The organism is Saccharospirillaceae bacterium (genome assembly GCA_022448365.1).
Taxonomy (GTDB): Bacteria; Pseudomonadota; Gammaproteobacteria; order Pseudomonadales; family Oceanobacteraceae; genus Bacterioplanoides.
This window is the reverse complement of record JAKVCS010000003.1, coordinates 1,189,081-1,200,979: the sequence shown is the minus strand read 5'-3', so window position 1 is coordinate 1,200,979 and position 11,899 is coordinate 1,189,081. Positions and strand designations below refer to the sequence as shown.

At 50.0% G+C, this 11,899-nt stretch carries 10 protein-coding genes; 7 read left to right on the top strand and 3 right to left on the bottom strand.

What is annotated here, in order from left to right; all coding sequences use genetic code 11:
- Positions 1-63: 63 nt before the first annotated feature.
- Both MK185_09125 and ccsA read right to left on the bottom strand, forming a co-directional pair.
- Positions 64-1,356 (bottom strand): HlyC/CorC family transporter, encoded by a 1,293-nt coding sequence (locus tag MK185_09125; protein ID MCH2040782.1) that lies wholly within the window; start codon positions 1,354-1,356, stop codon positions 64-66.
- A 117-nt stretch (positions 1,357-1,473) separates the two neighbouring features.
- Entirely contained in the window at positions 1,474-2,274 is an 801-nt protein-coding gene (ccsA, locus tag MK185_09120; protein MCH2040781.1) for a cytochrome c biogenesis protein CcsA, read from the bottom strand.
- Positions 2,275-2,468: 194 nt separating this feature from the next.
- On the opposite strand from ccsA, the gene ffh reads away from it, so the two are divergent.
- From ffh to MK185_09105, 3 genes are all read left to right on the top strand, one after another.
- Positions 2,469-3,881, top strand: a complete 1,413-nt coding sequence (gene ffh / locus MK185_09115; protein ID MCH2040780.1) for a signal recognition particle protein — start codon at positions 2,469-2,471, stop codon at positions 3,879-3,881.
- Between the two features lie 320 nt (positions 3,882-4,201).
- Positions 4,202-5,992, top strand: a complete 1,791-nt coding sequence (locus MK185_09110) for an ATP-binding protein (protein MCH2040779.1) — start codon at positions 4,202-4,204, stop codon at positions 5,990-5,992.
- Between the two features lie 301 nt (positions 5,993-6,293).
- Positions 6,294-6,755 (top strand): DUF4124 domain-containing protein, encoded by a 462-nt coding sequence (locus MK185_09105; GenBank protein ID MCH2040778.1) that lies wholly within the window; start codon positions 6,294-6,296, stop codon positions 6,753-6,755.
- A gap of 77 nt (positions 6,756-6,832) precedes the next feature.
- Here MK185_09105 and MK185_09100 read toward each other — a convergent pair whose 3' ends face one another.
- On the bottom strand, positions 6,833-8,086 hold the full coding sequence (locus MK185_09100; GenBank protein ID MCH2040777.1) for an alpha/beta hydrolase family protein: 1,254 nt from the start codon (positions 8,084-8,086) through the stop codon (positions 6,833-6,835).
- Between the two features lie 140 nt (positions 8,087-8,226).
- Here MK185_09100 and rpe point away from each other — a divergent pair, with 140 nt between their 5' ends.
- From rpe to rmuC, 4 genes are read left to right on the top strand one after another with little or no spacing between them, the layout of a single operon-like run.
- Positions 8,227-8,904, top strand: coding sequence for a ribulose-phosphate 3-epimerase (gene rpe, locus MK185_09095; GenBank protein ID MCH2040776.1), 678 nt, complete (start codon positions 8,227-8,229; stop codon positions 8,902-8,904).
- Positions 8,905-8,907: 3 nt separating this feature from the next.
- Entirely contained in the window at positions 8,908-9,621 is a 714-nt protein-coding gene (locus MK185_09090) for a phosphoglycolate phosphatase (GenBank protein MCH2040775.1), read from the top strand.
- Between the two features lie 28 nt (positions 9,622-9,649).
- Positions 9,650-10,204, top strand: a complete 555-nt coding sequence (locus tag MK185_09085; GenBank protein MCH2040774.1) for a hypothetical protein — start codon at positions 9,650-9,652, stop codon at positions 10,202-10,204.
- Positions 10,205-10,215: 11 nt separating this feature from the next.
- On the top strand, positions 10,216-11,871 hold the full coding sequence (rmuC, locus tag MK185_09080) for a DNA recombination protein RmuC (protein ID MCH2040773.1): 1,656 nt from the start codon (positions 10,216-10,218) through the stop codon (positions 11,869-11,871).
- Positions 11,872-11,899: the final 28 nt, after the last annotated feature.

The following is an 11,899-nucleotide window of genomic DNA, read 5'->3' as shown; positions in this document are numbered from 1 at the left end:
GGTTGCAGTTCAACCAAAGTTCCTGTGGTTATTGCGTAACGGTCGGAACTCTGGCTGTTTGGTTCAGTCATCGGTATCAGGTTTGCTGCCTGGTACCAGGGTAACCCGCGCGACTTTGATGGTGTTGTCCTTAACCTGCAGGGTTTCAAACCGGTAGTTGTCGATTTGCACACACACCGGGCTTTCGGGAATATGTTCCATGGTCTCGACCAGCATACCACTGATGGTTTTTGGTCCATCGGTTGGCAATGACCAGGCCATGGTTTTGTTGACGTCACGGACAAACGCGGTGCCATCAACAATAAAGGAACCATCCTTCACCGGTTTAACATCAGGCGAGCTGGCGGTAGCAACGTCGGTAGTAAACTCACCAACAATTTCTTCCAGTATGTCCTCCAGTGTACAAATACCCTGAACATCGCCGTATTCGTTGACCACCAGAGCCATGCGTCGCTGGTTCTTCTGAAAGTTGAATAACTGGGTGTGTAACGGCGTGCTTTCTGGGATGAAGTAAGGCTCGCGTACAACACTTTCCAGTTCCTCCTTCATGTACTCGCCAGATGCCAGGAAGCGGCTGATATTGCGTGTGTGCAGAATGCCCACTACTTCATTAAGCTCACTGCGATAAACCGGAATGCGTGTGTGTTGTGTACTTTCCAACTGCTGACGAATGGTATCGAGATCTTCATCCAGATCGATGCCATACACCTCGTTGCGCGGCACCATGATGTCGTTCACCATCATCTTTTCCATATCCAGGATGCTCAACAGCATATGTTGATGGCGTTGAGGAATCATGGAGCCAGCTTCACGCACCACGGTGCGCAGTTCTTCGGTGGATAAGTTGTCGGGTGTTGGGTTGTTGACATCGACACGACCAAGCTTCAACAGCGCATTGGCAATTGTGTTAACGAACCAGACAAACGGATAGAGCAGCCATTGCAATCCTGCCAGAACCGGAGAGGCGGGGAAGGCAATTTTCTCCGGTGCAATCGCGGCCAGCGTTTTCGGCGTCAGTTCGGCAAAAATCAAAACGACCAGGGTAAACAAAATCGTGTTCACAAACACGGCCAGATCCGGGTTATCCGGCCACAACCGTTGGCTGATGATGGTCGCTAATGCTGCAGCAGCGAAGTTAACCAGGTTGTTACCGGTTAATATGGTGCCAATCAGGCGGTCGGGTTTTTCCAGCAGTTTTGCGGCACGCTTGGCGCCCTTGTGGTCGTTTTTTGCCAGATGGCGCAGTCGGTAACGGTTGAGCGACATCATGCCGGTTTCAGAGCTTGAAAAAAATCCGGAGAAAACCAGAAGAAGAGCCAGTATGCCGAACAGCACACTTAAGGGAACGTCGTTCAAGACGGGGTCCTGTAGTTATGGAATGGTTGTGAAAGGGTTACTGATATCTGCTCATCATAGGCAGGCGCGGTGTGGTGTCAATCTCTTCTTCAGCGTGAAGCGCGAGAAAATCCATCGTCAGCCTTTGCCCAGCAGGACTTCGACAACAAACTTCGAGCCAAAGTACGACATGATCAGAAAGCCAGTACCAATTATGGTCCAGCGGCTGGCCGTGACACCACGCCAGCCAAACTGATAACGACCAAACAGCAGGGTCGCGAACACCAGCCAGCCAAGCACAGCAAACGCAACTTTGTGAATCAAAAACTGAGCTTTCAGATCGATAACGCTGGGAAGACCAATAACAAAGGCGGCAGTCAGCAGAATCATGCCGAGCCATATCATCTCAAACAGCAGCAGATCCATCGTTTGCAGTGGTGGCAGGTTTTGCACTAGACCACGAAAATGATGCTTTTTCAGACTCTGATCCTGCAGGTACAGCAACACCGATTGAACGGCCGCAATGGTAAACACGCTGTATGCCAGAATGGCCAACAGAATATGCCAGGCCAAGCCATAGCTGACTTTATCCAGTGGCACTTGTTGATCGGACAAGGAAGCTGACAACAGAATAATGGCAGCCATTGGTAATAAGCCGATAAGCAAGTTATCGATGGGCTTGCGCCAGCTTGAGAACAGCAACAGCAAGGTGATGACCCAACTGATCAGCGAGCCCACTTCAAAGAAAGCAAAATTGATGTATTGGCCAACCAGCATATCTGTGCCGAGGTAGCCAAGGTGCAGCAACGCAGCAACCATTGCCGCAGCCAATACCAGGCCGCGATTAGCGGGTTGTTTACCACTAACGGTTAACCATTGACGAAAGGCGCTGAACAAATAAAACGCGGCGGCGGGCAGCGCCAGGGCAAGTCCTGACATATCACTTCCTCATGGCTTCGTTCAGATGGGTCGATAGAACAGAACGAAGGTGTACAGGCTAAAGCAACGGAGTGTCGCACTTTTTATATTTGAAATCATCACTTGTAACGCTTTTTCATCGGATGACTGTTGGGGATCAAGGCGGGCTCGGGCTATACTGCCGACAATTTTTATTTGTATCTGAGTCATCGACGATGTTTGAGAGCCTTACCGATCGCCTGGGCGGTGCGTTAAAAAGTATCACCGGCCAGGCCAAGTTAACTGAAGAAAACATAAAAGGCACCCTGCGTGAAGTGCGCATGGCGTTGCTGGAAGCGGACGTTGCGCTGCCGGTTGTTAAAGAATTTACCAATCAGGTGAAAGAACGCGCCATCGGTGCCGACGTTCTGCAAAGTCTGAACCCGGGCCAGGCCTTTCTGAAGATCGTCCACGACGAACTGCAATCGGTCATGGGCTCGTCGAACGAAGCTTTGAACCTGGCCGTTCAGCCACCGGCTGTCGTATTAATGGCCGGTTTACAAGGTGCCGGTAAAACCACCACTGTGGGTAAGCTGGCTAAGTTCCTGGCAGAACGTGAAAAGAAAAAGGTCATGGTGGTTTCTGCCGATGTTTACCGTCCGGCGGCCATCAAACAGCTGGAAACTCTGGCGGGCGAAGTGGGTGCTTTGTTCCATCCTTCTACCGCTGATGAGAAGCCAATCGATATCGCCAACGGTGCTATTGAAGCGGCTAAGCGCGCTCAGGCGGATGTGCTGTTGGTGGATACTGCCGGCCGTTTGGCTGTTGATGAGGCCATGATGGCTGAGATTCAGGCGTTAAACGCGGCGATTAATCCGGCTGAAACCCTGTTTGTGGTCGATGCCATGACAGGTCAGGATGCCGCTAATACCGCCAAAGCATTTAACGACGCTCTGCCGTTAACCGGTGTGGTATTAACCAAAGCGGACGGTGATGCCCGCGGCGGTGCTGCGTTATCGGTTCGGCAGATTACTGGCAAGCCAATCAAATTTATGGGTATGGGTGAAAAGACCGATGCCCTGGAGCCATTTCACCCGGATCGTGTCGCTTCCCGTATTCTGGATATGGGTGACATTCTCACCCTGATTGAAGAAGCCGAACGTAAAATCGATAAGAGTAAAGCTGACAAGCTGGCTCAGAAGATTAAGAAAGGTAAAGGCTTCGATCTGGAAGATTTCCTCGACCAGATGCAACAAATGAAAAAGATGGGTGGCCTGACGGGTATGCTGGATAAATTACCTGGCATGGGTAATTTAGGTGCCATGGGTAAGCAGACTGATGCTGCTGAAGGGCAGTTTAAACAAATGGAATCCATTATTTATTCCATGACACCGGATGAGCGTCGTTTCCCGGACAAAATTAACGGTTCACGTAAAAAGCGTATCGCCCGTGGCTCTGGTACGCAGATTCAGGATATCAATCGCCTGCTGAAGCAACATAAGCAAATGCAGAAAATGATGAAAAAAGTCACTGCCAAAGGTGGTATGCGCAAAATGATGCGTGCGATGGGCGGTATGGGAGGCCCTGGTGGTATGGGTGGACCGGGCGGTGGTATGCCGCCGGGTGGACTGCCTCCTATGATGCGTTAAGCCTTTTTGAAGTAGCTTCCGATCAAGAAACGCCCGTTGTTATTCAATGGGCGTTTTTTTATGCAGATATCTGATAATAATGTGATATTCCGGCCAAATCGTGATGAAGATTTACCATCAGAAGCTATGATTTACTGGCTATTTATGACGGGCAGCTTTGACTTAAGAGATCGATGTCAGAAGGTCCTCGTCGAAGCGAACGGATATGTCTTGATAGCGGTATCGATCATTCTGCAAAAATAGTTGCCGCAAAAATATTACAAACTATGATTGATAAAATATTCCGATTACCTTCGAGCTATCTTCAATAAGGAGTGAAAATGGAAGCGCCCTCCAGAAGGCTTGCTGCAGCGGTACTGATTTACCTGGTGGGCATTGCTGTTGTTGCCTTCACAAGTTATCTGTTCGAGAAGCAACGGTACCTGGAAGATATTGATGCACGATTGTTAGCCGCTGCTAGTAATCTCAGCGAGATCCTGCCTAAGGATTTTCATGATATTGCCCGTTCTCCTGATGCTATTTCAGATGAGCAGGATCGTTATAATCTCGAATTGTTAACCAGTCACGCCAAAAGTGCAGATATGACCTATATCTACAGCTATGTGATGGTTGACGGGGAGATCTTTTTTACCAGCTGCAATTACACCGAAGAAGATGTCAAAAAGGGTCAGGTCGTAACCTATTGGACCGGTTATCCGGAGGGTGATCAAAAGTACTTTGATGCGATGACGGCGACGGAGCCGGTTTACGTTACAGCAGGGGATCGTTGGGGATTATTCCGTACCATCTTAATGCCGATGACATCGCCATCAGGATTGCCGTATGTGGCGGCAGCTGACATGGACATCACGGTGATCGAACAGGCTCTGGTCGACGATATGCTTTACGTTTTGGGTCTTAGCCTGTTGTTTGCCTTTTTTGTTGCTCCGCTGGTGTGGGCATATCACAAGACCTATTCCGAAATGAATCGTGAATTGCGCGTTCTGAATAGCAAGTTACAACAGGATATTGATCAGGCCAAAATTCTTGAGGAAGAACTGAAGCAGGCGAGTAGTGCGGCAGAAGCGGCCAGTCGGGTTAAAAGTCAGTTTTTATCCAATATGAGTCACGAGTTACGAACACCGATCAATGGCATTCTAGGGGTCAATCAGTTGCTTCTTGATACTTCGTTGAACGACGAACAGCATGAATACGTCAACTGGGCTGGGCAAAGTGCACTGATATTACTCGATACTGTTAACCAGATTCTCGATACCGCTGCGATTGAGGCCAATGGCCTGGTTCTTCATCCAGAGCCTGTAGACATGCTTACGCTGATTGAAGAGATCAGCCAAATGTTCAGTTCGCAGGTGGGGGCGAAACGGCTGGATCTTGTGTTCCACCTTGCCACCAATTTGCCTGCCACAATTTCGGTTGACGTTGTACGTTTTCGCCAGGTATTGATTAATCTGATTGCTAACGCGTTAAAGTTCACCAGTGTTGGGGGCGTAAAAGTAACGTTAACCTGGAAGGATAGTCGCTTGGTGGCCGAAGTGCAGGACAGTGGAATTGGTATACCTTCGAGCAAGCAGCAGGATATTTTTGAAATATTCCATCAGTTAGATACCTCTCATTCCCGTACTCATGATGGCAGCGGCCTGGGACTATCCATCGCGCAAAAAATCTGTGAGTTAATGGACGGTGAGCTGAGACTTCAGCACTCTGATTCCAGTGGCTCGTTGTTTGCCTTCTCTGTGGATGTTCCTGCAGTCGGTGATAAGACAATCAACCGTCTCGCCATTCGCTCTGGTATTCGTATCGGGTACTGTTCGTTGAGTCATTTTAATCAGCAGTGGCTGGAATATGAGTTAGGGACAGCGGATATCGAACAATTCTCATCGATCGAAGCGATCAACATCCAGGAAACGAAAATCAGTCATTTGCTTGTCGATGCCAGTATTAGTGATGATGATTTGGTTTCTCTGACTCAGTTAAGTCACGATATTGAGTTATCGCTGTTGTTATGGCCAGGTCAACATGTTCCGCAAGCACTGAAAAACAGGGCTAAGGTTATCCGGAAGCCTTTATTGCGCTCCGATTTAACTGGCTTCTTCGGTAATTCTGATGGCTGACAGCTGTCTCTGACCCTGGTTATAAATACGAATGTTAAGGTGAATGCGACATTCGTTCGTTATACCCAGGGGCCATCTGCATCGTTCCTTTTTACTCGTTTTTCTTGGGGTAACATCTCAGTGAGTCAGTCGTGGTTGCTGACATTGAGTTTCAAAACACCAACTGTTCTCCGGCCACGCACCCGCTATATGATGAACTGCGCTTTTTTCCCTGCTAAAAAGACCGAGCAACCATACTTGGCTTAACCTTATTTCCGGGATAACTTAATAGTGACAATCGTTTGGGATAGTGAGTAAACGTATGAGGCGTTTCGTACTTTTGGTGATGGGATTACTGGCTGCAGAAGTTCATGCCGAAATGTATAAGTGGACCGATGCCAATGGCAAGCAGCACTTTGGCGACTCGGTACCCATTGAGTATCAACAGCAGGCGGTACCGTTGAAACCGACTATCGAGCCAACCAGAGAGCAGCAAAATGAGGCGTCTGAAGCGGCAGCCCGTACCAAGGCGTTGGCGGAAGAGTATGATTATCGTCATCAGAGTCGGCAACAGGAACTACTCAATAAAAAAAATGCGGCTACGCAATCGACAACAACGAAAAAGCAGTCAGAGCAGGCCATTGATCAGCGTTGTGAGGCTCGCTTGAAGCGTTATCACGAAAGTGCCGAGTGTTTTAATCAATTTCGCAACGCCAACGGTTCTTTAAAAGCAGCGGCTTACGAAAAATGCAAAGACGTTGAGGCGCCAGAGGACTGTCTTTGAATTCTTGTCACTGACATTGATCTTTCCAGCAGGGCGTCTCGACAACGTTATTTGGCCATGGAATCCACACTGGTTTTTCAGGATGCCGGTAGCTCAATACCCGCTGCATTAACTTTCAGCCAGCCACGTATACGACGCTTTAATGTTTGATGTTGTCGGCTGGATAAGTCTGGTCCATCGATATAAATCTGACGATAACTATCACGCTGGCGGTGCCTCATCATGCCGGCGCGGCGTTTATTGTCGGCCGGATTCAGGTTATTAAACTCAGTCACCAGATCGAGAATCGGTATTTCTAATTGTTGCAGTTGCTGCTCGAGATAGAGTTGGTTGTCAGTATTCTGCACCGGATCAACCAATATAAGGGCCAGACCGCGTGTATCCTGATCGTCGGCCAGTCTTTGTTGCTGTTTATTATTGAGAAAATCGATCGCCCAGGAAGCGCTGTTGCCGTTGGCGATGAGCACCAGATTAAACTGGCCGCGACTATTGAGGTAGTTCATTCCTGCGGTCAGACGAGAACGCATTTGTTGTTGGTAACGCTGCTGTGGCGTCTGTTGGGTAGGTTGTACTTCCGCTGTTGTCTGCGGCGGGTTATCGACGATTTCTGGTAAGCCTGTCAGTCGCGGCAAGGCGGGTTCATTATCTGTCAGGGTCTGTTGTTCCAGCGGTTCTGTTTTGCCGCTTGCGGCAATACCTGTGCTATCGCTTTCTTCCGCAACCTGAGCCGCCTCCTCAGAATTATTGCTCGCCTGGGTTTCTTCTGTTGCTTCTGAGGCCAGCGCAGGCAGCTCGCTGTCACCGACTATTTGTGCGTCGTAGGATGGACGAGGGGGCAATAATGCGCTGGGTTGACTGGGTAGCTCAATGGCCAGCGTGGCCCAGCCATAATCCGGCAAATATTCCCGCAGTGGACCGGTGACTGCTGGCCAATGACCATGTTGCTGATTGTCGTGCAGAATCAAAATCCCCCCCTGGGGTTTGCCTGCGGTTTCCTGCAAAAACAGGCCATTAAACGGTGTATCCGCTGCAACCAGCTGAACCACTTCACGTTGACGCTGGTAAAGGCCGAGATGCGCAATCAGCGATGCATGTCGGTTAATGTGGGGTTGGGGAGAGCTACGTTCGATAACGGTCGCTGTCTCTGTGCCTGCCTCTTGTGATTCGTTACGCTGCTCACCATTGCCTGAGGTGTCAGTATTGTTATCCGCTACTTCGTTCACCTCTGTCTGGCTGTTGCTGGTGGCTTCGTCTTCAGCAGCAGCGCGCAGGGGCGCCGATAAAATGGTAAGCAGCAAAAATACGACGCTGGCGTTTGGTGAAAATGGCATGTTGCAGGCCTGTGGTAAATACGGTTGTCTGACTTTAGCAAAAGATGTACCTATCTGAGTGTGGCGCCTTGCTGCAATCACCCTGCGCAACACGTACAATGCCAGCCTGATAATTAAGACCGACATTACCGGATTCGCTCATGAAAGATTGTTTGATCGCCCCTTCTATTTTGTCCGCTGACTTTGCCCGCTTAGGCGAAGAGGTGGATAACGTTCTCGCCGCTGGTGCCGACGTGGTTCACTTCGACGTGATGGATAATCACTACGTTCCGAATCTCACGATTGGCCCTATGGTGTGTAAAGCACTGCGTGATCATGGCGTAACCGCTCCGATTGACGTGCATCTGATGGTGAACCCGGTGGATCGCATGATTGGTGACTTTGCCGAAGCCGGCGCAAGCTACATCACTTTTCACCCGGAAGCTTCAGATCATATCGATCGCAGCCTGCAGCTGATTAAGTCGGCTGGCCTGAAAGCAGGCCTGGTATTTAATCCGGCCACTCCACTGCATTACATGGACTATGTCATGGATAAGCTCGACGTCGTATTGCTGATGTCGGTTAACCCTGGGTTTGGTGGGCAATCTTTTATTCCGGCGACTCTGGATAAGCTGCGTCAAGCGCGTGCCAAAATTGATGCATCGGGATATGACATTCGCCTGGAAATTGATGGCGGTGTAAAAGCCGATAACATTGGTGAAATTCGCGCTGCTGGCGCCGACATGTTTGTTGCCGGTTCGGCCATCTTTAATGCGCCGGACTATAAAACCGTGATTGATCAGATGCGCGCAGAAATTGCCGCAGCAGAAGCGAAGTAACGGATGCGCTGGCATGAACGGATTCAGGCGTTGTTCTCTCATCTGGAGAACGGTCCGGAGTTGGTGTTATTCGATCTCGACGGTACTTTGATCAATAGTGTTCCGGATCTGGCCGCTGCCGTGGATACCATGTTGAAGGAATCCGGGAAGCCGATTGCGGGTCAGCAAAACGTCAGTCATTGGGTGGGTAACGGCGCCGATAAGTTAGTACGCCGTGCTTTGTGCAATGGCGATGACGTGGCAGCAGATGCGTTAGACCCGGAATCGGTTGCACCTTACCGGGCGATATTTGATCGCGCCTATCTCTCGGCATTGCATCATGCCACCGGCGTCTATCCGGGCGTACAGTCATTACTGGATCGCCTGTCCGAGGCCGGCATTCCGAAAGTACTGATTACTAACAAGCCCCGCTTGTTTACCGAACCACTGGTCGAGTCTCTGGGCTGGCAAGGTCAGTTTCAGTTGCTGCTGTGTGGCGATGATCTGGCGGAGAAAAAGCCGTCACCTATGCCACTGCTGTTCGCCTGCGATAGACTGGCTGTTTCGCCAGGAAAGGCGTTGATGGTGGGGGATTCTCGTCATGATATTGGCGCCGCCAAAGCGGCCGGTATTGTGAGTGTTGGCGTGCCCTACGGCTACAATCACGGGGATGATATCGCCCTGTCTGGCCCTGATATGGTCGTTGATAATCTGAAGACCCTTATTTTCGCTGGATGACTCAGGTTCTTGTTTAATGGCGACGTTTATGGATAAAAAGATGTGCCGACTTTACTGCGTATCCTTAATGCTGATTGCAGGTCAGATGTCTTTGGCTGAACCTGCAGCGTATATCGAGGGCGCGATTGGTCTGGGTGTTCAGTCGTTGCAAGATGAAGAAGATACAACCGCAGCCAGCCGGGTGCTGAAGCTAGGCAGTGGTATTCAACTTCTGCCGTTTCTCAGTGGTGGTGTTGTGTTGCACAGCTGGGGTGTTGTTAAAGATGATCAATCGGAGGATTCCATTAATTTTGATGGCCTCAGTGCTGGTTGGGAGTTGGTCGCGCATTTACCCTTGTCCTTAACAGGTTTGCCATCCGGGCCGTATTTTCGCTACGGAGGGCATTGCTGGTCGGCGACGATCACTGGTCTGGCCCAACCCTGGGCAAAAAGTGGTTGCTCGGATCTCAGTGCCGTTGGTCTGGCTTTTTCTTCTGACAGCCGCCGCGAAGGTCAGGCGTCCTTTTACGTTGAATTCTCTTGCACCCGATTTGATGATGTGACATCAGGCAGTGTCATTGCAGGTATCCGTAATCGTTATTGAGACGACATAATATGTTTGAGTTAAGTCTGAACTATCTGATTGTTTTTACATCACTGCTGGTGGTATCAAGCGCTGCCGTGACTGCGCTGGTTGTTAACCGCAAGTCGAAGCTGGCTGAAGCCGATCTATTGCAGCAACAACTGCAATCGGAGCAGAAAATTACGGCTCTTGAACAGCAGTCAGAACTGCTCAAACAACAACAGGAACTGGAGCAGAAGCAGCTTCAGCAACAACACCAGCAATGGCAAAAAGACACTCAGCAATTAGAGCAAGATCTTCAGCAACAGCGTAACAGTGAGCAATCACTTCGCCAGCAGCTGCAGCAACAGCAGCTGGATGGTACGCGTTGGCAAGAACGCGCAGAGGCGTTACAGCGTCAGCAGGAGACATTGCAGCAAGAACTGGCGGAAACCAAGCGCCAGCTGGATACTCAGCACCAACAGCGTTCAGAGCTTGAAACTCAGTTAGCCACAGAGCAGCAGTCGAGCCAGCAACAACAGCAGCACAACGAAGAGAAATTGCAGCTGCTGCAGGAGAACAAAGAGCAGTTATTGAAAGAGTTTGAGCTGCTTTCTCAGAAAGTACTGGAACAGAAGACTCAGCAATTTAACGAACAAAACAAGCAGCAGACTGAGCAGCAAAAACAAGGGTTGGATGCGTTGCTTAATCCATTCCGTCAGCAACTCGATGGCCTGCGCAAAAAAGTTGAAGACGTGCACCTGCACGATGCCAAAGACCGGGCTACTCTGCGCACTCAGATCACCGAATTACACAAACTCAATCAACAAATGAGCAGTGAAGCTCAGGCTTTGACCACGGCATTACGTGGCGAACAAAAAGTGCAGGGTAACTGGGGCGAGATGGTGCTGGAAACCGTACTGGAGCGCTCCGGACTGCGCGCAGGTGAGGAATACGTGCGCGAGCAAAGTCACCATGATGACAGCGGTCAGCGTTATCGCCCGGATGTCATCATCAACCTGCCGGAAGGCAAGCATATTATCGTTGACTCCAAAGTATCGCTGACGGCTTACAGTGAGTCGGTGAATGCCGAAACGGACGAACAACGTGACGCAGCTCTGAAGCGTCACGTTGAGTCGGTGAGAATCCATATTAAAAGCCTCAGTGAAAAAGCCTACCAGCAATTGGAAGGCCTGAATTCTCCGGATTTTGTTTTCCTGTTTATGCCTATTGAGCCGGCGTTTATGGCGGCTTTCCAGCAGGACGAGCAGTTGTTTAACGAGGCATTTGAGCGTCGTATTGTGGTTGTGACGCCAACAACGCTATTGGCGGCCTTGAGAACGGTTGCCAGTCTTTGGGCCATCGAGCGGCGAAATCGCAATACCGAGAAAATCGCTGATCAGGCGCGTTTGGTGTATGAGAAGGTGGTGAGCCTGGTCGAGTATATGGAGAAGCTTGGCAAACAGCTGAATACTGCTCAAGGCACCTACGACGATGCCTGGAAGTCGCTCAAGCAGGGTCGCGGTAACTTACTTAGTCGTGCGGATAATTTCCAGAAACTTGGCGTGCGAGTTAAAAAAGAACTGGCACGTAACCTGATCGAGGAAGCCAATGCCGAAGCTGAGCTGCATGAAGCACTGGCGACAGACTCGGGCTTACAAGCCGCAGAAAGCCCATCTCCGAAACAGGAAAGCTTACTTAGCGACTGAATCGGCCATACGTCAGAAATTTGGTTCA

What these genes read in the sequence shown, in the direction of transcription:
- ccsA (MCH2040781.1), bottom strand. Translation starts at nt 2,274, where the DNA reads ATGTCAGGACTTGCCCTGGCGCTGCCCGCCGCCGCGTTTTATTTGTTC.
- ffh (MCH2040780.1), top strand. Translation starts at nt 2,469, where the DNA reads ATGTTTGAGAGCCTTACCGATCGCCTGGGCGGTGCGTTAAAAAGTATC.
- MK185_09110 (MCH2040779.1), top strand. Translation starts at nt 4,202, where the DNA reads ATGGAAGCGCCCTCCAGAAGGCTTGCTGCAGCGGTACTGATTTACCTG.
- MK185_09105 (MCH2040778.1), top strand. Translation starts at nt 6,294, where the DNA reads ATGAGGCGTTTCGTACTTTTGGTGATGGGATTACTGGCTGCAGAAGTT.
- MK185_09100 (MCH2040777.1), bottom strand. Translation starts at nt 8,086, where the DNA reads ATGCCATTTTCACCAAACGCCAGCGTCGTATTTTTGCTGCTTACCATT.
- rpe (MCH2040776.1), top strand. Translation starts at nt 8,227, where the DNA reads ATGAAAGATTGTTTGATCGCCCCTTCTATTTTGTCCGCTGACTTTGCC.
- MK185_09090 (MCH2040775.1), top strand. Translation starts at nt 8,908, where the DNA reads ATGCGCTGGCATGAACGGATTCAGGCGTTGTTCTCTCATCTGGAGAAC.
- MK185_09085 (MCH2040774.1), top strand. Translation starts at nt 9,650, where the DNA reads ATGGATAAAAAGATGTGCCGACTTTACTGCGTATCCTTAATGCTGATT.
- rmuC (MCH2040773.1), top strand. Translation starts at nt 10,216, where the DNA reads ATGTTTGAGTTAAGTCTGAACTATCTGATTGTTTTTACATCACTGCTG.